The sequence below is a fragment of the Streptomyces sp. NPDC001135 genome (assembly GCF_053598395.1).
In genome coordinates, this window is the sequence record NZ_JBSFKD010000064.1 from 1 (window position 1) to 21,913 (window position 21,913).

14 protein-coding genes and 1 pseudogene are annotated in these 21,913 nt (G+C 69.5%); 3 read left to right on the plus strand and 12 right to left on the minus strand.

The window, feature by feature from the left end; genetic code table 11:
• The 3 genes and pseudogenes from ACWC94_RS41260 to ACWC94_RS41270 all read right to left on the minus strand — a co-directional run.
• Positions 1–200: pseudogene (locus tag ACWC94_RS41260) on the minus strand (poly-gamma-glutamate synthase PgsB); the annotation flags it as partial.
• 6 nt (positions 201–206) lie between these two features.
• A complete protein-coding gene (locus ACWC94_RS41265) occupies positions 207–2,585 on the minus strand; it encodes a HAMP domain-containing protein (RefSeq protein ID WP_450802791.1) in 2,379 nt (792 codons plus the stop codon).
• A gap of 253 nt (positions 2,586–2,838) precedes the next feature.
• The gene (locus ACWC94_RS41270; protein ID WP_450802792.1) at positions 2,839–4,056 is read right to left on the minus strand and encodes a CapA family protein; all 1,218 of its coding nucleotides are present in this window, start codon (positions 4,054–4,056) and stop codon (positions 2,839–2,841) included.
• A gap of 20 nt (positions 4,057–4,076) precedes the next feature.
• On the opposite strand from ACWC94_RS41270, the gene ACWC94_RS41275 reads away from it, so the two are divergent.
• Together ACWC94_RS41275 and ACWC94_RS41280 are read left to right on the plus strand one after the other, a co-directional pair.
• Entirely contained in the window at positions 4,077–5,048 is a 972-nt protein-coding gene (locus tag ACWC94_RS41275) for a hypothetical protein (protein ID WP_450802793.1), read from the plus strand.
• A gap of 38 nt (positions 5,049–5,086) precedes the next feature.
• Positions 5,087–5,503 carry an NTP pyrophosphohydrolase gene (locus ACWC94_RS41280; RefSeq protein ID WP_450802795.1) on the plus strand — a complete coding sequence of 139 codons (417 nt, stop codon included), beginning with the start codon at positions 5,087–5,089 and terminating at the stop codon, positions 5,501–5,503.
• A 213-nt stretch (positions 5,504–5,716) separates the two neighbouring features.
• On the opposite strand, the gene ACWC94_RS41285 is transcribed toward ACWC94_RS41280, so the two are convergent.
• From ACWC94_RS41285 to ngcE, 9 genes are all read right to left on the minus strand, one after another.
• Complete coding sequence (locus tag ACWC94_RS41285; protein WP_450802797.1) at positions 5,717–7,225, minus strand: amino acid permease; 1,509 nt, start codon at positions 7,223–7,225, stop codon at positions 5,717–5,719.
• A 152-nt stretch (positions 7,226–7,377) separates the two neighbouring features.
• The gene (gene dxs / locus ACWC94_RS41290; RefSeq protein ID WP_450802799.1) at positions 7,378–9,306 is read right to left on the minus strand and encodes a 1-deoxy-D-xylulose-5-phosphate synthase; all 1,929 of its coding nucleotides are present in this window, start codon (positions 9,304–9,306) and stop codon (positions 7,378–7,380) included.
• A gap of 128 nt (positions 9,307–9,434) precedes the next feature.
• Complete coding sequence (locus ACWC94_RS41295; protein WP_450802801.1) at positions 9,435–10,745, minus strand: sugar ABC transporter permease; 1,311 nt, start codon at positions 10,743–10,745, stop codon at positions 9,435–9,437.
• Positions 10,742–11,542 (minus strand): ATP-binding cassette domain-containing protein, encoded by an 801-nt coding sequence (locus ACWC94_RS41300; protein WP_450802803.1) that lies wholly within the window; start codon positions 11,540–11,542, stop codon positions 10,742–10,744. The genes ACWC94_RS41295 and ACWC94_RS41300 overlap by 4 nt, the downstream gene beginning before the upstream one ends.
• A gap of 213 nt (positions 11,543–11,755) precedes the next feature.
• The gene (locus ACWC94_RS41305; protein ID WP_450802816.1) at positions 11,756–12,856 is read right to left on the minus strand and encodes a sugar ABC transporter substrate-binding protein; all 1,101 of its coding nucleotides are present in this window, start codon (positions 12,854–12,856) and stop codon (positions 11,756–11,758) included.
• A gap of 133 nt (positions 12,857–12,989) precedes the next feature.
• A complete protein-coding gene (locus tag ACWC94_RS41310) occupies positions 12,990–14,201 on the minus strand; it encodes an ROK family transcriptional regulator (protein ID WP_450802805.1) in 1,212 nt (403 codons plus the stop codon).
• Positions 14,202–14,406: 205 nt separating this feature from the next.
• A complete protein-coding gene (locus ACWC94_RS41315; RefSeq protein WP_450802806.1) occupies positions 14,407–15,330 on the minus strand; it encodes a carbohydrate ABC transporter permease in 924 nt (307 codons plus the stop codon).
• 4 nt (positions 15,331–15,334) lie between these two features.
• Positions 15,335–16,261 (minus strand): carbohydrate ABC transporter permease, encoded by a 927-nt coding sequence (locus tag ACWC94_RS41320; RefSeq protein ID WP_450802808.1) that lies wholly within the window; start codon positions 16,259–16,261, stop codon positions 15,335–15,337.
• A gap of 30 nt (positions 16,262–16,291) precedes the next feature.
• On the minus strand, positions 16,292–17,737 hold the full coding sequence (gene ngcE, locus ACWC94_RS41325; protein WP_450802810.1) for an N-acetylglucosamine/diacetylchitobiose ABC transporter substrate-binding protein: 1,446 nt from the start codon (positions 17,735–17,737) through the stop codon (positions 16,292–16,294).
• A gap of 351 nt (positions 17,738–18,088) precedes the next feature.
• Between ngcE and ACWC94_RS41330 the strand changes: the two genes are divergently transcribed.
• Positions 18,089–21,892 (plus strand): GH92 family glycosyl hydrolase, encoded by a 3,804-nt coding sequence (locus ACWC94_RS41330; RefSeq protein WP_450802812.1) that lies wholly within the window; start codon positions 18,089–18,091, stop codon positions 21,890–21,892.
• The last annotated feature ends 21 nt before the right edge of the window (positions 21,893–21,913 follow it).

Genomic DNA, 21,913 nt, shown 5'->3' on the forward strand with positions numbered 1-21,913 from the left:
GTCTTGGCGACGGTGACCAGGTCACCGCCGCGCAGGGCCCCCGCGCACAGCCGGGTGATGGAGGACTTGCCGCGGATGCCGTTGACCAGCACCCGGGTGGGGATGTTCTCCAGGTTGGCGAAGTGCCGTCGCTGCTCCACGACGCCCGCGGCGAGCAGAATCGCGCAGCAGACCAACAGCACGGTGTAGAGGAAGAGCACGGGTGATCAGTTCCTTGTGTACTGCTGGGGCGGGTACTGCTGCGGCGGGTACGGCTCGGGCGCGGGGTGCTGGGGCGGGTCCTGGCGCGGGCCCTGCCGCTCGGCCGGGTCCGGGCGCGGCGTGGACTGCTGCGGCGTGGGCTCCTGCCGGGCGGACGGCGGGGGCGGGGTGCGGCGGGGCTGCTGGCGGCGCTGGTCCTGCAGTTGCTGCCGGATGAGTTCCAGGGAGCGGGTGACGGCGCCGACCTCGTCGTGGTGCTGCGGGAAGAGCACGGTCTTGCGGTCGCCCGCGGCCAGTGCCTCGGCCCGGTCGGCCAGGCTGCGCAGCGGCCGGGCCACCACGATGTGCAGCCAGCCCAGGCAGGCGACGGCCGCGGCGGCACCGAGCAGACCGGCGAGGACCGTGCGGTTCTGGGCGTCGTACTGCGGGATGGCGAGCCGGTCGACGGGCTGCCAGCTGACCACGCTCCAGTGCAGCGACTCGGCCGTGCCGCTGCCGGAGAACGGCGCGGCGGCGGCGATCCGCACGCCGTTCTCGCGGTAGAGGACACCGCTCGGCTTCGGCTTCTTGCCCAGCCGCTGGGCGCTGGCCGCGACGAGGTCCCTCAGGTGGTCGTCGGGCAGCGACTGGAAGGCGAGGAAGCCCGTGTTTCCGGCGATGACCTTGTGCTGGTCGTCCACGAGCCGGACGACCCCGAGGCCCGGGCGGGTCAGCAGGGCGTTGAAGAACTCCACGCGGAACTCGCCGACGAGCTGGGCGCCGTTGCGGCCGGGTATCTCGGCGGCGGCGACGACCACGGGCTCCTTGTCGCCGCGGCCCAGCAGCCGGACGGACTTGCCGGAGACCCGGTCGGACTCGGCCACCCTGGGCGACTTCCCCTCCCGGGCCTGGATGGCTCCGTGGGAGTCGACGACGTAGAGGGAGCGGTAGCGCCTGTTCTCGTTGTACGTGCGCTCCAGCACCGTCTCCATGGCCTCGGGCGAGGTCTTGTCGCCGATCAGTGAGGCGACCGACTGCAGGTCGGCGTCGCCCTCGTTGACCGCGCGGCGCACCCGGTCGCTGAGCGTGTCGGTGCGCTCGCGCTGGTCGTTGACGAGCTGACGGGGGACGTCGGCCGTGCTGTCCGCGCGGTTGAACAGCAGCATCAGGGGTGCCGACCAGGCCAGCAGCAGCACCGCGCAGACCGCGAGGAGGGCGCGGGTGTCCACCCGGCGCAGCCCGCTCGGGGTCTCGGCCGAACCGGTGGCCTCGGCGCTCTCGCCGAGCAGCTGGCGGCGCAGCCGTTCCAGGGCGCCTCCGATGCGGTGCGCCTCGCCGTAGCCCGGGACGGTGACCGGGCGGGTCAGATCACCGCGGGTGAGCCGGCGGGACTCCAGGAACAGCCGGATGAGCGGACGCTGCACGGTGCCCAGCAGCACCGCCACGGCCAGGGCGCCGACGACGAGCAGCGCACCGGCCGCCAGCACTCCGAACACCGGGGAGCCGGACGGGGCCGACTCCTCGGTCACCTTGACCATGGAGACCACCGACAGGCCGAGCCCGGAGGCGGTGGTGTGCTCGCCGGGCTCGGCCGCGGCGAGGGTGGCGTATCCGGCGACGGACCGGTCACCGAGCAGCTTGCCGCCGAGCAGGCTGCCGCTGACGCCCTGGTAGCCGCCGCTGCCGGGTTCCTTGCTGCTGCGCGGATCCTGCTGCGCGCGGCGGGCGGCGCCCTGGGCGAAGTCCTTCAGCTGCGTGCGGGAGGCCGCGAGGTCCTTGCGGTCGATGCTGTTGCGGGCCGACGCGGGGTCGGCGATGCCGTCGCTGCTGAGGATGGCGCCGCCGGCGTCGACCACGGCGATGGAGCGGAACTGGCCGAGGCTGATACCGGGGAACTTCAGGTTCCTGGAGGCCACCAGCAGCAGCTGCGGCCTGTCCGGCCAGGTCAGCAGGCCGAAGGAGAGCAGGCGCACCTCGCCGTTCTTCAGCCGGACCATGCGCGGGGCCAGTCCGTCGTCGCCGCTGAGGGTGGAGAGGTCCACGTCGGTCAGCGGCACCGTCTCGCCGCGGGCCGCGACCAGCTTGCCGGTGCGGATCTCGACGACGGCGGTGCCCATCCATTTCTGGTAGGTGCTGCCGAGCTTGTCGAGGACGGCGTCACCGGAGACCGGCTGCCCGGCGCTGAACAGCGCGGCGGAGCGGGTGACGTCGGTGACGGACTCGTCGATGGAGGCGCGCAGCGCGATGGCGCCGTCCTCGGCGAAGTGCTGTTGGGACGTCAGTACCGCCTTCGGCACTCCGGCGTCGTCGACGCGGCCCAGCACCAGTGCGGTGATGGCGGCGAGCGTCAGCAGGAGTGCCGAAAGGACCGCGATCGGCGGGCGGATGCCTCCGATCAGCGACATGTCGGCTCGGCGGCGGGCTCGGTGCTGCCGCGCCGGGGGCGATGACGCCACAGAAGGTCCTCTCAGGAAATACGGTCCGGGCGCGTGGATGGTAAGACCGCGCCCGGAAAGCTCAGACATGTAAGCGGTGGGTTAAGTTGCAGTAAGTCGGACGTGATCTAGGCAACATCGCGCAACCTCCGGACAAGAACGGACAAACAGGACTACGATTCGGTGCTGGTTCAGACCAAGCACACATCCGGTTCAGATCCCGCTAGGGCAGCGGCGTCAGCGGCTTCAGCCCGTCCGCGGCGGCGCCCCGGTTGAGCAGGGTGCCCTCCGTGCGCTCGAACGCCAGCCGCAGGCGGGCCTTCTGGGCGTCCGTCAGGCCGTGGTCGTCGCGGAGCGCGGCCGGCACGTCCAGCAGGCGGTAGTCCCGCACGTCGTCGCCGGAGTAGTCGGCGGTGCCGCCGTCCCGGACGTTCACGGCGTCCGGCGGGATCGTCAGCAGCGTCGGCTCGAAGCGCGGCTGGACGTCCCAGTGGCCCTTGTCCCGCTCGGTGAACGTGAACCAGGCGATCACCCCCTCCTCGGTCAGCCCCGTCGGCACCTCGTGCCGGGCGATCTGGTTGCCGAGGCCGTAGGTGATCCAGGTGCCGTCGACCTTCTCCATCGGCTCCACCACGTGCGCGTGGTGACCGATGACCAGGTTGATGCCGGTATGCCGGGCGATCTGCCGGGCGAAGGAGATCTGCCCGGCGGACGGCTCCGGATGGTGCTCGCGGCCCCAGTGCAGGGACAGGATCACCACCTCCGCACCCGCCTTGCGGGCCCGCCGCTCGGCGGCCCTGATCCGGCCCAGGTCCTGCTCGTTGGCCAGCCACGCCTTGCCCTTCGGCAGCGTGTGCGGCTCGTTGAAGCCGTAGGCGAAGGATATCTGCGCGACCTTGACGCCCTTGACGTTCATCACCAGCGGGGTGAGGGACTCCTTCCGGGTCCGGAAGGAGCCGGTGTGCTTCAGCCCGGCGGCGTCCAGCGCGTCCAGGGTCCGCTTCACACCCTCGTAGCCGTGGTCGAGGGTGTGGTTGGAGGCGGTGGAGCAGGTGTCGTAACCGATGTCCTTGATCGTCTTCGCCTGCTGCGGCGGGACCTGGAAGTCCGGGAAGCCCTCGAACGGGCCCTTCGCCGGGCCCATCACCGGCTCGAAGTGGCAGATCGCCAGGTCCGCCTTGCTGATCAGCGGCTTCACGCCGGCCATCATCGGCCCGAAGTCCAGCCCGTCCACCCCCTTGCCGGTGCGCTTGGCGTCCTTGCGTGCCTGCTCGACCAGCTCCGGGTGCATCAGGATGTCCCCCGCCGCGGCGACGGTGAAGGAGCGCCCGCCACCCTGGGCGCCGGCGTCGTCCGAGAGGAGACCGCAGCCCGAGGCGGCCGCGAGGAGGGAGAGCGGGGTCAGCAGGGACAGCAGGGTCCGGCTACGGCGTCTGTTCACCAAGATATCTTGATACAACCATGAGAGCCCATCGCTCACGCGCCATAACGATCGCAACACTTCTGCTCGTCATCGCCGGCCTCGCCGGCGGTCTCACCGTCCTGCTCCGCGGCACGGGCGGTGCCGGCCATGCCGACCGGCCCGCCCCGAAGGGCGCCGAGCAGGTCGACCTGGCGCGCGAGGTCGCGGACTACACGAGCCGCTTCGGCCCCGGCCGGGGCTATCTGCATCCGGGCCGGGCCGACCGCGAGGACATCGCCGCGGCGGTCGGCCTGTTGCTCGACGGCCATCGCGACCAAGCGGAACAGCGCCTTTCGCAAAGAGACTTCACGGTGCGCACGGTCGTCGACCGGCCCTCCGGGCACCGCTACACCGAGGTGGCCGACCGCACCGACTCCGCCGTGACCCCGCGCGGCTGGGGCCGGGTCTACCTCGATCTGGACCACCGCCCGAGCTGGTCGGTCCAGGTCCCGCACCCCGGCTTCGATCTGGGCACCGAACAACTGGGCGTCCGGGTGCTGCGCGGCTCACCCGGTGGAGTCCTGGTGATCGCAGGTGCACATCGCAAAGCCGGAGCCGGTAACTCCGCGGACGTGGCGCACCGCGAGGACACCGTCTTCCACGCCATCTGCGCCGAGCTGGCCCGCCGCGGGATGCCCGGGATCCAGCTGCACGGCTTCGCCGCCTCCGCCGCGCCCGGCTACGACGTGATCACCTCCACCGGCGCCGGGTCGGCGGGCCGGCAGGAGGGCCGTGACCTGGCCGACGCCCTGCGCGGGCACGGCTTCAAGGTGTGCCGGGCGTGGGTGCGGTCCTGTCCGCTGGAGGGCCGCACGAACGTGCAGGGCCAGGTGGCCGACGACGACCACGTGCCCTTCCTGCACGTCGAGTTCTCCCCCGACGTACGCGCGGGCGGACGGCCCGCCGAGCGGGCGGCCGCCGCGGTCGCCGAGATCACCCGCCGGTGGGGCGGCAGACCCGTGTCACACTGAGCCTGCTACGAACGCGACGGAGCGAGGCTGTTGGCGACATGACGGACACCTCGGGCGCGACGCACGAGACGGGCGGGGCCGGCGCACCCCTGCCCCTGCTCATCGTCGACGGTGCGAACGTCGTCGGGTCGGTGCCCGACGGCTGGTGGCGGGACCGCCGCGGGGCCGCCGAGCGCCTGCGCGACCGTCTGGTGCCCTTCGCGCGGTCCGGCGTGCCCGGTCTGCCCGGCCCGCTGGAACTGGTCCTGGTGGTGGAGGGCGCGGCCCGGGGCGTGGCCCCGGTGCCCGGGGTGCGCGTCGAGGACGCGTCCGGCAGCGGGGACGACCGCATCGTGGACCTCGCGGCGGCGGCCGGCGACCGCCCGTGCCTGGTCGTCACGGCCGACCGCGAGCTGCGCCGCCGCGTCCGGGAACACGGCGCCGAGGTCACCGGCCCCCGCACGGTCCTGAACTGAACCCGCCCCGGCCCGCCCGGCCGGCAGCCGGGTGACGCGGGCCGGCGCCCCAGGAGCGGAAGCTTTCGGATCCGGTACGCCGTCCGGGTGACCCTCCTCGTGCGCGCGGTCCCCGCGGGCACGGGCGGGACGGCGAGCACGGGCAGCACGCCATCCGGCCCCGCCGTCCCCGCCGAAGCGGGACACACGGGGCCGACGGGGCTGAGAAACCGGTTACGGAGCGTTGCCCGCGGCCTGCTGGGCGGCCTTCTCCCGCAGGGCCAGCCGGCTGTGGGTGCGGCCGTACAGGAAGTAGACGACGAAGCCGATCACCATCCAGACGGCGAACCGGATCCAGGTCTCGGCGGGCAGGTTGAGCATCAGCCACAGCGTGGCGCACACGGACAGGATCGGGACGAACGGGACCCAGGGGGTGCGGAAGGCGCGCGGCAGGTCGGGGCGGGTCCGGCGCAGGATGATCACGCTGATCGCGACCACGACGAACGCGAAGAGGGTGCCGATGTTCACGAGTTCGGCCAGCTCGCTCAGGCTGGTGAAGCCGGCGACGATCGCGATGACCACGCCGAGCAGGATGGTCGGCCGGTGCGGGGTCTTGAAGCGGGGGTGGACCCGCGAGAAGAAGCGCGGCAGCAGTCCGTCCCGGCTCATCGCGAAGAACACCCGGGTCTGGCCGAGCAGCAGGATCATGCACACCGTGGTCAGGCCGACGGCGGCGCCGAAGCTGATGACACCGGCGTACCAGGGGTGTCCGACGGCCTTGAAGGCGTCGGCGAGCGGCGCCTCCACGGACAGCCCGGAGTACTTCTGCATGCCGGTGACGACGATGGACACGGCCACGTACAGCACGGTGCAGATGAGCAGGGAGCCGAGGATGCCGCGGGGCATGTCCCGCTGCGGGTTGCGGGTCTCCTCGGCGGCCGTGGCCACGATGTCGAAGCCGATGAACGCGAAGAACACGACCGAGGCGGCCGTGAAGATGCCCATGACACCGAAGTTCGCGGGTGCCCAGCCGAACATCAGCTGGATGAGCGGCGCCTTGAGGTTGCCGCCGGCCGGCACCGGCTGGGCGGGCGGGATGAACGGCGTGTAGTTGGCGCCCTTGATGAAGAAGGCACCGGCGATGATCACGATGAGGACCACGGCCACCTTGATGGCGACGACGAGCGAGGTGATCCGGGCCGACAGCTTCATGCCGAGGACGAGGATGCCGGTGAGCACCAGCACCAGGGCGGCCGCGAGGATGTCGAAGCCGAAACCGGAGGCGTTGTCCCGGCCGGACAGGTAGTCGGGGAGGTGCCAGCCGGCGTTGTCCAGCAGCGAGCGGATGTAGCCGGACCAGCCGACCGCCACCACCGCCGTACCGAGCGCGAACTCCAGGACCAGGTCCCAGCCGATGATCCAGGCGGGCAGCTCGCCCAGGGAGGCGTAGCTGAACGTGTACGCCGAGCCCGCCACGGGGACCGTGGACGCGAACTCGGCGTAGCAGAGGGCGGCGAGCGCGCAGACCACGCCGGCCGCCACGAAGGCCAGGGACACCGCCGGGCCGGCGTTGTTCTTGGCGACCTGTCCGGTGAGGACGAAGATGCCGGTGCCGATGATGACACCGACGCCGAAGACGGTCAGATCGAGCGCGGAGAGGGACTTCTTGAGCGAATGCTCGGGTTCCTCGGTGTCCTGGATGGACTGCTCGACGTTCTTCGTCCTGAACAGCGCGCTGCTCACGTAGTGCCTCCCACGCTTGGGGACCTCGCCCTGGCCCGACATGATCGAGAGGGTCGGGGTGCGTATGCCCCGGCACAGGCAGGTTCACGCAAACGGGCCGGTTCCGCCACCGCAAGGAGTGGCGTCACCGGCCCGTGGGGGCGCCTCGCGCGTCAGTCGCGCGCGGGCTCCACCGAGTCCGCCTCGGCTGCCGCATGGTCGAACCGGCCGTCCAGCCTGGCGACGAGCCCGGTGACCTGGCGGGCGATGTCGGGGGCGGTCAGGCCGATCTCGGCGAGGACCTCGCCGCGGGAGGCGTGGTCGAGGAAGCGCGGGGGGATGCCGAAGTCGCGCAGCGGCATGTCCACGCCCGCGTCGCGCAGGGCCTGGGCGACCGCGGAGCCGACTCCGCCGACGCGGCTGTTGTCCTCGACGGTGACGACGACCCGGTGCCGCTCGGCCAGCGGGGCCATGGCCTCGTCGACGGGCTTGACCCAGCGCGGGTCGACGACGGTGGTGGAGATGCCCTGCCGGTCGAGCAGGGCGGCGATGTCCAGGCACATCGGGGCGAGCGCCCCGACGGAGACCAGCAGCACGTCCGGCCGGTCGGTGCCGGGCTCGCGCAGGACGTCCATCCCGCCGACGCGGCCCACGGCGGGGACGGCGGGGCCGACGGCGCCCTTGGAGAAGCGGACCACGGTCGGTGCGTCCGTCACCTCGACGGCCTCCCGCAGCTGCGCCCGCACCTGCTCGGCGTCACGCGGCGCGGCGAGCCTGAGGCCCGGCACGACCTGCAGGATCGACATGTCCCACATGCCGTTGTGCGAGGCGCCGTCCGTGCCGGTGACGCCGGCCCGGTCCAGGACGAAGGTGACGCCGCACCTGTGCAGGGCGACGTCCATCAGCACCTGGTCGAAGGCGCGGTTGAGGAAGGTGGCGTACACGGCGAAGACGGGGTGCACCCCGCCGTGCGCGAGGCCCGCGGCCGACACGGCGGCGTGCTGCTCGGCGATCCCGACGTCGTACACGCGTTCGGGGAACCGCTTGGCGAACCGGTCGAGGCCGACGGGCTGGAGCATGGCCGCGGTGATGGCGACGATGTCCTCGCGCTCTTCCCCGAGCTTGACCATCTCGTCGCCGAACACGGAGGTCCAGTCGGCGCCCGAGCTGGCGATCGGCAGGCCGGTGTCCGGGTGGATCTTGCCGACGGCGTGGAAGCGGTCGGCCTCGTCCTGCAGGGCCGGCTGGTAGCCGCGCCCCTTCTCGGTGAGGCAGTGCACGATGACCGGCCCGCCGAAGCGCTTCGCCCGCGCCAGCGCGGACTCCAGGGCCTCGATGTCGTGCCCGTCGATCGGGCCGACGTACTTCAGGCCCAGGTCCTCGAACATGCCCTGCGGGGCGATGAAGTCCTTCAGGCCCTTCTTGGCGCCGTGCAGGGTCTCGTACAGCGGCTTCCCGAGGACCGGGGTCCTCTCCAGCACCTCCTTGGTGCGGGCGAGGAAGCGCTCGTACCCGTCGGTCGTGCGCAGCGTGGCCAGGTGGTTGGCGAGGCCGCCGATGGTCGGGGCGTAGGACCGCTCGTTGTCGTTGACGACGATGACCAGCGGCCGGTCCTTGGCGTCGGCGATGTTGTTGAGGGCCTCCCAGGCCATACCGCCCGTGAGGGCACCGTCACCGATCACGGCGACGACATGGCTGTCGCGCTTCTTCAGCTGGTTGGCCTTGGCGATGCCGTCGGCCCAGCCGAGCACCGTGGAGGCGTGGCTGTTCTCGATGACGTCGTGGTCGGACTCGGCCTGCGAGGGGTAGCCCGACAGGCCGCCCTTCATCTTCAGTTTCGAGAAGTCCTGCCGGCCGGTGAGCAGCTTGTGCACGTAGGACTGGTGGCCGGTGTCCCAGAGCACCTTGTCCTTGGGCGAGTCGAAGACCCGGTGCAGGGCGATGGTCAGCTCCACCACACCGAGGTTGGGGCCCAGGTGCCCGCCGGTCTTGGAGACCTCCTGGACGAGGAAGGTCCGGATCTCCTCTGCCAGCTGGTCCAGCTCCTCCAGGCTGAGCCGGTCCAGATCGCGCGGTCCCGTGATGCGGGTCAGCAGCGGCACCCGTGCCTCCTTGCAGTAGAGCTGATCGAGCTTTCGCCGGGCTCGCCCGAGTCTAATCTTCAGGCTTTCCCCGACACGACAGCGCCCGGCACCTTTCAGGCACCGGGCACTGGTCCTACGACCGGGCGTCAGGCACGCCCCGCCGTCTTCTGCGTCTTACGGGTGATCGAGTCGATCACCACCGTGGTCAACAGCACAGCCGCGGTGATCATGTACTTCACCGGCTCCGCGATGGACTCCAGCTGCAGACCGTACTGGATGGAGACGATCACCAGCACACCGAGCAGCGCGTTCCACGTACGGCCCCGCCCGCCGAACAGCGACGTACCACCGATGACGGCGGCGGCGATCGCGTTCATCAGCAGGTCACCCGTACCGGCGCTCTGGTTCGCCGACGCGATCTTCGAGGCCAGGAACAGACCACCGATCGCCGCGAAGCCACCGGAGATGGCGAACACGGAGATCCGCACCGCCGTGACGTTGATACCCGCGCGCCGCGAAGCCTCGACGCTGCCGCCGAGCGCGAAGATCTTACGGCCGTACGAGGTGCGCCGCAGCACGAAGTCCGTGCCGACCAGGAAGGCCACGAAGATCACCGTGGCCAGCGGCAGGCCCTTGTACTGGTTGTACATGTACGCCGCGGCGAACGAGACGACGGCCAGCAGCACGGTCCGCAGGATCGTGTCGCTGAGCGGCCGGGACGGGACGCCCGCGGCCTCGCGGCGCCGGTTGCCGAGGAAGGAGGAGAGGAAGAACACCGCGACCACGACCACGGCGAGCCCGTAGGCGGCGGCCACGTCGGCGAAGAAGTACGTGGTCAGCTTGCCGACCAGGCCGTTCGGGTCGAGGTTGATCGTGCCGTCCGCGCCCAGCACCTTCAGCATGAAGCCCAGCCAGAACAGCAGGCCGGCCAGGGTGACGGCGAAGGCGGGGGCGCCGAGCACCGCGAAGAAGAAGCCGTGCAGCGCGCCGATGGCGATGCCCGCGAGGACGGCGACGAGCACGGCGGCCCACTCGGGCCAGCCCTGGTTGACCGCGAGGACGGCCGCGAGGGCGCTGGCCGCGCCGCTGACGGAGCCGACGGACAGGTCGATCTCGCCGAGCAGCAGCACGAACACGATACCGACCGAGATCATGCCCGTGCCGACCATCGTGACGGTGATGTCACTGAGGTTCTGCGCGGACAGGAACTCCGAGTTCAGCAGCTGGAAGATGACGCAGATGATGGCGAGGCCCACGATGACCGGGAGGGAGCCCAGTTCACCGGCCTTCATCTTGCGCTTGAACTCGTGCCAGTAGCCGAGCAGGCCCTCTTCCTGCACCAGCAGCCGGGGGTCGACCGCGGTGACCGCGGCGGCCGCCGCCTCGGGGTTCTCGACGACGTGCTCGTCCTGCGAGGACGTCTCGCCGAGGTTCGCGGAGGTCTTGTCGATGCTCACTTGGAAACCTCCCCGTTCGCGCCGGAGGTGCGGGCCGCACGGCGGGTCACGGCGTTGTCGGTGGCGCCGGTGATGGCGGAGATGATCTCCTCCTGCGAGGTCGTCTTGACCTCGAAGACGCCGTTGTTGCGGCCGAGGCGCAGCACGGCGACCTTGTCGGCCACCGCCTTCACGTCCGCCATGTTGTGGCTGATGAGGATGACGGCGTGGCCGCGCTCGCGCAGGCGCTCCACGAGGTCGAGGACCTGGGCGGTCTGCTCGACACCGAGGGCGGCGGTGGGCTCGTCGAGGATCACCAGCTTGGGCTCGCCGAGCATGGAGCGGGCGATGGCCACGGTCTGGCGCTGACCGCCGGAGAGCGAGGCGATCGGGATGCGGACGCTGGGGATGCGGATCGACAGCGTGGTGAGCAGCTCGCGGGAGCGGCGCTCCATCTCGACCTCGTCCAGGACGCCCCACTTCCTCAGCTCACGGCCGAGGAACAGGTTGCCGACGACATCGATGTTGTCGCACAGCGCGAGGTCCTGGTAGACCGTCGCGATGCCCAGTGCCTGGGCGTCGTGGGGCCTGTTGATGGTGACGGGCTTGCCGTCCCACTCGATGACACCCTCGTCGATGGGGTGCACGCCGGCGATCGTCTTGACCAGCGTGGACTTTCCGGCGCCGTTGTCGCCCACCAGGGCGACCACCTCACCGGCGTGGACCTCAAGCTCTACGTCGGTGAGCGCCTGAACGGCACCGAATCGCTTGGAGACCCCGCGCAACGCCAGCACGGGCGTAGCGGACACGTGAACCATCTCCTTCGCCGCCTGACCCGGCGGGAGGTTGTGCAGAAAACTGGGCGGGTGGATTGGGGGGACACCCTGGGGGGTGTTCCGTCCGGCGCCCCGCACCGAGCTTGCGGGGCTGTATGAGTGCGCGGGGCGCCGGAGGAGCCGGGGGCGGTCAGTCGGCTTCCCCACGGGCATTCAAGGACGAACGCCCGCTTGCGGGAAGGGACTTGACGCCGCTTACTTGAGGCCGAGCTTGGCGCAGGCCGCCTTGTAGTCGGCGGTGCAGATGTCGGCGACGGTGTAGACGCCGTCCTTGACGACGGTGTCCTTGATGTTGTCCTTGGTCAGCGCGGTGACCGGGACGAGCACCGAGGGAACGTCCTTCTGGGAGTTGCTGGAGACCTTGTCCTTGGCGACGGAGTCCAGCGACTTGCCCTGGGCGAGGTAGACGGCCATCGTGGCGGCGGCGTCGGCCTCGGGGGCGTACGGCTTGTAGACGCTCATGTACTGCGTACCGGCGACGATGCGCTGCACGCCGGCCAGCTCGGCGTCCTGGCCGGTGACCGGGACCTTGACGCCCGCGGCGCTGAGGGCGGTGATGATACCGCCGGCCATGCCGTCGTTGGCGGAGTAGACACCCGCGATCTTGTCCTTGCCGACCGCGGAGATCGCCGCCTCCATCTCGGAGTTGGCGTTGTCCGGCGACCACTCCTTGGTGTCGTACTCCTTGGCGATCGTGACCTTGCCGTCGAGGACGGAGTGCGCGCCCTTCTTGAACTGGGCGGCGTTCGGGTCGGTGACCGAGCCGTTGACCATGACGATCTTGGAGGACTTGGTGGCCTTGCCGCCCAGTGCCTTCAGCAGGGCCTGGCCCTGGGTCTCGCCGACCTTCTCGTTGTCGAAGGAGGTGTAGGCGCTGATCGGGCCCTCGGCGAGACGGTCGTAGGCGACGACCTTGATGCCGGCGTCCACGGCCTTCTGCACGGAGTTCTGGATGGCCTTGGCGTCCACCGCGTCCACGATCAGGACGTCCACCTTGTTGGTGACCATGGTGTCGACCTGCTGGGCCTGCAGGTTCGCGTCCTGGTGGGCGTTGTTGTACTGGAACGTGGCCTTGTTGTTCGTCAGCTCCTTGATCTTCTTCTCGATCAGCGGCTTGTCGAACTTCTCGTAACGCGCGGTCTTGTTCTCCGGAAGCAGGAGACCGACCTTGATGTCGTCGCCCTTCTTCGGCGACGAGGAGGAAGAGCTGCCGCCCTTCGCCTCCTTGGCACTGCCACAGGCGGCCAGCGAGACCGCCATGGCCCCGGCGGCAACGGCAACGGCGGCACGACGCATACGTGCGTTCACTTCAGAAACCTCCCTGACGAGGCCGCGTCGTTGCGGCCGAGGTGGCTGGAAGTCAACTCGGCCACACGTGCGACGTCAAGAAGTAAATCCTTAACGAGATGGCAACGGTGCCATCCGTTCTCTAAGTGAAGGCGGGGGCCGCCATGGGCAGCCCACCAGTGACAGAGCCGTCCAAAAGTGTCGAATCGCCCATCTCGCTGAGGGCGAGGGCGAGCGCCCCGAGCACCTCGGCGCGACCGCCAAGTGCCCCCGGGAGAACGGACAGTTGACGCGCCGCGCTGGGGATGGCGTAGCGGCCGACGGACTCCCTGATCGGCCCGAGCACCAGCTCACCCGCCTCGGCGAGATCACCGCCCAGGACCACCCGGCTCGGGTTCAGAAGATTGCAGAGATTGGCCACTCCACTGCCGATGTGGCGGCCGACGTCGGCGATCACCCGCCGACAGCCCGGGTCACCGTCCCTGGCCAGCCGGACGACGCCTTCCATCGTCAGGTCGGGGCCGTGGCCGGGCTGGAGCAGCGGGAGCACATAGCGTGCGGCCGCGAAGGTCTCCAGGCAGCCGCGGTTCCCGCAACGGCAGACCGGACCGGATTCATCGAGTGTAATATGTCCGATTTCTCCGGCGGTGCCGCCCGGCCCGCGATAGATCTTCCCGTCGATCACCAGACCGGCGCCGACACCGCTCGCGACCTTGATGTACGCGAGGTCCCGCACGCCCTTCCCGCTGCCCCAGACCAGCTCCCCGAGGGCGCCGAGGTTGGCGTCGTTGTCCACGTGCACGGGCACGCCGAGCCGCTCGCGCAGCTCCTCGGCGGGCTTGGTGCCGCCCCAGCCCGGCAGGATCGCGGTGGATCCCAGCGTGCCCGACTCCACGTCGATCGGCCCCGGCACGCCGAGCCCCACGCCGGCCACCTTGGACCGGTTCACGCCCGTGGCCGCGATCAGCCGGCTGACCAGCTCCTCCGCCCGGTCGAAGCCCTGCGCGGCGGAGGCGTCGACGTCCAGCGGCTCGGCCTCCTCGGCCAGCACCTGATGGGCGAGGTTGCCGATCGCCACGCGCAGGTGGGTGTGCCCGAAGTCGACTCCGATGACAATCCCGGCGTCCCCGCTGAGACTGACGCTGCGGGCCCTGCGCCCGCCCGCCGAGGTGGGCGTGACCTCGACGGTTCCGCCGTCCTTCAGCTCCCGCACGATGTTGGAGACGGTCGCGGCGGACAGACCGGTCGTCCGCGCGATCTCCGCCTGCGTGAGGGACCCGGCCAGGCGCACGGCCCGTACGACCCGCTCCAGGTTGGCTCGGTGCAGCGACGACTGCGACCCTGGAGTCTCCACGACGACCTCCTGAGCGCGGGGCCGCTTCGGCGAGGCCCCGCGTATGTCCAACTAGTGAACTCTAAGCTGAGCCGTTCGGGGCGACTCACGTCAAGAGGTTGAGCCGTTTCCGGGTCCCCGTCACAGGCGCGGGCACGCCGCCCCGGACACCGGGACGGCGTGCGTACGGACGGACGCGGCGCGTCACCCCGCCGGGGTCGCGGCGCTACTTCAGCGCCCCCGCGGTCAGGCCCTGGACGACCTGGCGCTGGAAGACGACGTAGGCCCCGAGCACCGGCAGCATGGCCATCACCAGGCCGGCGAAGAGACCTGACCAGTCACCCTTGTAGCCCTGGCTGACGGCCAGCTGGACCAGGCCCTGGGTGAGGACCCGTTTGTCGGGGTCGGTGTTGAGGACCGTGGGCAGCATGTACTGGTTCCACTGGCCCAGGAAATTGAAGATGCCCACGCTGATCAGGCCCGGCTTGGCCATGGGCAGCATGATCTGGAAGAACGTACGCGTGTGCGAAGCGCCGTCCACGAAGGCGGCCTCCGCCACCGAGGTGGGCAGCGTGCGGAAGAAGGCCGTGAGGAAGAAGACCGTGAACGGCAGCGAGTACGCGATGTAGACCAGGATCAGGCCGTGGATCGTGTTCAGCAGGCCCATGTTGTTCACGACGTAGAACAGCGGGACCAGCGCGAGCATGATCGGGAAGCTCATGCCGCCGACGAACAGGTAGTAGATGAAGCGGTTGCCCGGGAAGTCGAAGCGGGCGAGGACATAGGCCGCCATGGAGCCGAGCACCAGGGTGCCGATGAGCGAGCCCCCGACCACCAGGACGGTGTTGAGGAAGTAGTCGCCCATGTTGGCCTGGGTCCAGGCCCGCGACCAGTTGTCGAAGTGCAGCCTGTCCGGCAGCGACCAGGGCGAGCCGAAGATGGAGCCGTCGTCCTTGAAGGACGTCATCACCGCCCACAGCAGCGGCATGACCACCATGATCGCCCAGATGACCAGCACGCCGTGCGAGAAGGCGTTGAGGACACCGCCCTCCTTGTTCCGCCGGGCGGGCCGCGCGGCCGGTGCGTCGATCTTGGAGACGGTGGCGCCGGACTCGGCCGGCAGCGGGGCGGGGGTCTCGGTCGTCTTCATCGCTTCAGAACTCCAGCCGCTCGCGACGGCCCAGCCGCATCACGATCGCCGCGAAGGCGAGCGTGACCACGAGCAGGGCGACGCCGATGGTGGTGGCGTAGGCGGCCTGACCGTCCCGGAACGCCTTCTGGTACACGTACAGGACCATCACCGTGGTCGAGTAGTCGGGGCCGCCCGGTCCGGTGGTCATGATCTGTACGACCGCGAAGGACTCGGCACCGAGCGCGAGGATCCCCATGTAGACCCAGCCGGACTGCACGGTGTCCCACAGCAGCGGCAGGGTGACACGGAAGAAGGTGGTGAAGCGGCTCGCGCCGTCCAGCAGGGCCGCCTCGTACAGCTCGGCCGGGATGGAGGCCATGCCCGCCGAGAAGAGCACCACGAAGAAGCCGACCGTGGACCACACCAGCACCGCCATCACGCACCACAGGGCGAGGCCCGGGTCGCCCAGCCACAGGGGCTGGACGTGGTCGAGGCCGATGCCGCGCAGGAGAGAGTTGATCGCGCCGCTGTCCGGGTTGTACGCGAACTGGAACAGCAGTGCGACGATCGCGATCGACAGCACCTGCGGGAAGAAGTAGACGATCTTGTAGAAGGAGGAGCCCCGGACCCCCGAGATCACGGGGCCGCCCCTTCTGCGGCGTCCGCCCACATTGATCATGAAGGCGAAGAACAGCGCCAGGCTGATCGTCACCAGCGGCAGCACCAGGGCGAACAGCAGACTGTGCTGCAACGACTTCCAGAAGATGTCGTCGTCGAGCATCCTCTTGTAGTTGTCGAAGCCGACCATCTTGAAATCGGGGCTCAGGCCGGTCCAGTCCGTGAACGAGTAGTAGATGGACTGGATGAACGGCCACACCACGAAGAGCGCGTACAGTCCCAGGGGCAGAGCCAGAAACCCCACGATGAACCGGTACTTGCCGTGCTGCATCGCCACTCCGGTGCGTTGTAAGGGTGCTGGTTACTGGTGCTTGTAGTGCTTGATGGAGGTGTCCTTGGCCGCCTCGTCGGCGAATGACTGGATCTTCTTGACGGCCTCGGCCGGGGTGAGCCGGCCGGCCATCATCTCGCCGAGCCCGGCGACACCGATCTTCTCCTTCTGCAGCTGCACGTACCAGTCCTGCAGCCGCGGATTCACCACGTTGGATCCGGCCAGCTTCAGCGCCGCCACACCCGACTTCAGGCCCGGGGTGAGGGTGATGCCGGTGGTGCCGCCGTTGTACGCGGTCAGCGACTTCACCTTCGCCGTGAAGTTCTTCGAGGACGCCTCGGAGAGCATGATGCGCAGCTGCTCCATACCGCCCTCGGTGTTCGCGGCCTTCGCCGGCACGACGAAGGGCTCACCGCCGGACGCCCAGATGGTGCCGAACGGCATCTTGTCGGAGCTGTCGATGCCGGAGGGCGCGGAGACCGCGAGGCCGAAGTCGGCCGGGATGACGTTGGCCGACTCGTTCTCCACCCAGGAGCCGTTCGGGATGAACAGCGCCTTGCCCTTGGCCCAGGCGGTCTGCGACTGGATGTGGTCCAGTCCCGGGGTGCCCCGGAGGACGTACCCCTTCTTGTACAGCTCGTAGTACGCCTCGAAGCAGGCCTTGACGGCCGGGTGCTTCCAGGCGTTCGGCTCCAGGTTGTCGATGGCGTCCAGCACCTCGCGCCCGCCGACCTTGCCGATCATCGGGTAGAGCGAGAAGGGGAGGTAGTACGGGTACTTGCCCGCGTACGTCCAGCCCGCCATGCCCTTCTTCTTGGCCTTCTCGCAGACCTTGAGCATGTCGTCCCAGGTCTCGGGGTACTTCTCGTCGAGCGAGTCCAGGGCCTTCTGCGAGTACCAGACGCCGTACACCGTGTAGGCGTAGTAGAGGATCCACACCGGCTTGCCGTCGAACTGGCCCATCTCCACGATGCCGGGACGCAGCGTGTCGCGGACCTTCTTGTCCGGGTCGTCGTACGACGGCGCGTCCAGCAGCGGGGTGAGGTCGGCCAGCTGGTTCTTGCCGACGAGGACGCCCATGTCCATCTGCTCGGCGCCGGAGTTGTCGATGAGGTCCGGCGGGTTGCCCTGGTTGAAGCGGGGCTGCAGGGTGGACTGGATCTTCTGGGTGGCGGAGAACTTCACCGTGGCCTTCGGGAAGTCCTTCTCGTAGATCTTCACCGCGTCCTGGGCGTACTCCTTGCCGAAGCCGCCGTCGAAGAGGACGAACTCCATCTTGGCGGTCTCGTTGACCCCGAGCGGGTTCTTGGCGGTCTTCTTCCCCGCCTTGTCCTTCTTCTGGCCGCCCCCGCCGCTGCTCGCGCAGGCGGACAGCAGGCCCATGCCGGGGGCCGCGACCAGGCCGAGCGCGGCGGACCGCTTGATCAGATCACGACGGCCGACACCTTCGGCACCGTGGTTCGAGGTGGATCCCATGCTCAAGTCCTCGCCTTCTCCAGGACTCAGGCGGTGAACCGGATCCTCCCCGGCACCGCGGTCGGGTAGTGCTGGGTCGTGCAGGGTCACGCTGGAAACGCCGACAGGTATAGTCCACTTCCGGTCAGCTGAGCAAGATCGAATGCAGGGTTGGCGATGGGTCTTTTCCGAGTTGAGACCTCTCGGAAATATGAGCGGCCCGTGTGCGACCCGGCGGAAAAAGTCGCGACATAAGTCCCTGAATGCCACACCCAACACCCTTGACATCACGGGCCACTTGACGCCCTACTGGTTCCTGCGCCCCGTAGTTGACAACGTTGTCCGGAGGGGGCGCAGGAGGGGAATCCGTAGATGCAGCGGAGAACTCGGCACAGATGGGGTCCGGCGGTCGTCCTCACGGCCGCCTTTGTCATGGCCGTCGGCGCACAGGGCGCGGCGGTCGCCCTGCCTGCGCAGGGGGCCGCGGCCGGCCAGGAGTTCGCATCCTCGTTCGAGACGGGCGATCCGGCACCGGACTGGCTGAACACCGTGGACACCGGGCCGGACGGCACCCGACGCGCCTCGGGTGTCGACGGCGGCTACAGCACCGGCATCCCGGGCAATGTCACCGACCATGTCACCGATGTCCGGGCGAGCGGTGAGAACACCGGCGCCGGCGAGGTGAAGGAGAACCTGGTCGACGGCGAGCCCGGCACCAAGTGGCTGACCTTCGAGCCCACCGGCTGGGTCGAGTTCGACCTGGACAAGCCCATCAAACTGGTGACGTACGCGCTGACCTCGGCCAACGACTACGCCGAGCGCGACCCGAAGGACTGGACGCTGCTCGGCTCCACCGACGGCAAGGACTGGAGGACCCTCGACACCCGCTCGGGCGAGAGCTTCTCCGAGCGCTTCCGGACCCAGTCCTACGACCTGGCCGAACCGGCCGAGTACCAGCACTTCCGGCTGGAGGTCACGCAGAACAACGGCGCCTCCGACATCCTGCAGCTCGCCGACGTCCAGTTCTCCACCGGCGGCGGGGGCGACCCGGTGCCGCAGGACATGCTGACCCTGGTCGACAAGGGCCCCACCGGCTCGCCGACGGCCAAGGCCCGGGCCGGGTTCACCGGAAAGAGGGCACTGCGCTACGCCGGGCGGCACACCGCGGAAAACCGGGCGTACTCATACAACAAGGTCTTCGACGTGAACGTGAAGGTCACCGGCGACACCCAGCTGTCGTACCGGATCTTCCCGTCGATGGCCGACCGCGACCGGGACTACGACGCCACGAACGTCTCCCTCGACCTGGCCTTCACCGACGGCACCTATCTGAGTGACCTGGGCGCGCTGGACCAGCACGGGTTCCGGCTGTCCCCGCGCGGGCAGGGCGCGTCGAAGTCGCTCTACGTCAACCAGTGGAACGACGTGGCCTCCCGGATCGGCTCGGTGGCGGCCGGCAGGACGGTCGACCGGATCCTGGTCGCGTACGACTCCCCCGCCGGGCCGGCGAAGTTCCGCGGCTGGATCGACGACGTCGCGCTCAGGCCGGTGGCGCCGGAGAAACCCCAAGCGCATCTGGCGGACTACGCGCTGACCACACGCGGCACCAACTCCAGCGGCAGCTTCTCGCGCGGCAACAACTTCCCGGCCACGGCCCTTCCGCACGGCTTCAACTTCTGGACACCGGTGACCAACGCGTCCTCACTGAGCTGGCTGTACGAGTACGCACGCGCGAACAACGACGACAACCTGCCGACGATCCAGGCGTTCAGCGCGAGCCATGAGCCGAGCCCCTGGATGGGTGACCGGCAGACCTTCCAGCTGATGCCGTCGGCCGCCGCCGGCACCCCGGACACCGGCCGGACGGCGCGCGAGCTGCCGTTCCGGCACGAGAACGAGACCGCGCGGCCGTACTACTACGGCGTGCGTTTCGAGAACGGTCTCCGAGCCGAGATGACCCCGACCGACCATGCGGCGGTGCTGCGCTTCACCTACCCCGGCGACGACGCGAACGTGCTGTTCGACAACGTCACCGAGCAGGCGGGGCTGACCCTCGACAAGGAGCACGGGACCGTCACCGGCTACTCGGACGTGAAGTCGGGGCTGTCGACCGGCGCCACCCGGCTGTTCGTGTACGGCACCTTCGACAGGCCGGTGACCGGCGGCGGATCGAGCGGGGTGAAGGGGTACCTCCGCTTCGACGCCGGCGCCGACCGCACCGTCACCCTGCGCCTGGCGACCTCGCTGATCAGCGTCGACCAGGCGAAGGACAACCTGCGCCAGGAGATCCCGGACGGGACCTCCTTCGACACGGTGAAGGCGCGGGCGCAGCGCACCTGGGACAAGCTGCTCGGCAAGGTCGAGGTGGAGGGCGCGACGCCGGACCAGCTGACCACCCTGTACTCCAGCATGTACCGGCTGTACCTGTACCCGAACTCCGGCTTCGAGAGGGTCGGGGACGGCTACCAGTACGCCTCCCCCTTCTCCCCGATGCAGAGCCAGGACACCCCGGCCCACACCGGCGCGAAGATCGTCGACGGGAAGGTGTACGTCAACAACGGCTTCTGGGACACCTACCGCACCACATGGCCGGCCTACTCCCTCCTGACCCCCTCCCAGGCGGGCGAGATGGCCGACGGGTTCGTGCAGCAGTACAAGGACGGCGGCTGGACCTCACGCTGGTCGTCGCCCGGCTACGCCGACCTGATGACCGGCACCTCCTCGGACGTGGCGTTCGCCGACGCGTATGTGAAGGGCGTGACCTTCGACGCGAAGGCGGCCTACGACGCGGCCGTGAAGAACGCGACCGTCGTCCCGCCGATGTCGGGCGTGGGCCGCAAGGGCATGACCACCTCGCCGTTCCTCGGCTACACCAGCACCGCGACCGGCGAGGGCCTGTCCTGGGCGATGGAGGGCTACGTCAACGACTACGGCATCGCGAGGATGGGCGAGGCCCTGTACAAGAAGACGGGCGAGAAACACTACAAGGAGGAGTCCGCGTACTTCCTCAACCGCGCCCGGGACTACGTGAACCTCTTCGACTCCAAGGCGGGCTTCTTCCAGGGCCGCGACGCCAAGGGGAACTGGCGGCTGGACTCCTCGAAGTACGACCCGCGCGTGTGGGGCTACGACTACACGGAGACCAACGGCTGGGGCTATGCCTTCACCGCCCCGCAGGACAGCCGGGGCCTGGCCAACCTGTACGGCGGCCGGCAGGGCCTCGCGGAGAAGCTGGACGAGTACTTCGCGACACCGGAGACCGCCTCACCGGACTACGTCGGGTCCTACGGCGGTGTCATCCACGAGATGACCGAGGCACGGGATGTCCGGATGGGCATGTACGGCCACTCCAACCAGGTCGCGCACCACGTCATCTACATGTACGACGCGGCCGGCGAGCCCTGGAAGGCGCAGGCGTACGTCCGTGAGGTGCTGTCCCGGCTGTACACCGGCAGCGAGATCGGGCAGGGCTACCACGGCGACGAGGACAACGGCGAGCAGTCGGGCTGGTACCTCTTCTCCGCGCTCGGCTTCTACCCGCTGGTCATGGGCAGCGGCGAGTACTCCATCGGCTCCCCACTGTTCACCAAGGTCACCGTGCACCTGGAGAACGGCCGCGACCTGGTCGTCAAGGCGCCACGCAACAGCGCGAGGAACGTCTACATCCAGGGCGTGACGTTCAACGGCCGCCCCTGGACGTCCACCTCGCTCCCCCACTCGCTGCTGACCGGGGGCGGGGTGCTGGAGTTCTCCATGGGTACCAGGCCGTCGACGTGGGGGGCCGGCAAGAACGCCGCCCCGGTCTCCGTCACCCAGGACGACCAGGTACCGGTGCCGCGCGCGGACGTCCTCAAGGGGGACGGACCGCTCTTCGACAACACGTCGGCGACGGACGCGACGGTCACCTCGGTGGACCTGCCGGTCGACGAAGCCGTGCGGCCCGTCCAGTACACGCTGACCTCGTCGGCCGACCACAGCAGGGCGCCGGCCGGCTGGACCCTCCAGGGCTCCACGGACGGCACCACCTGGCAGACCCTGGACCACCGCTCCGGCGAGAGCTTCACCTGGGACCGCCAGACCCGGGCGTTCACCATCGCCGCGCCGGGCACGTACCCGAAGTACCGGCTCGTCCTGGACGGCGCCTCGACGCTGGCGGAGGTGGAACTGCTGGCCTGACGGACACGGCACAGCGGCCGT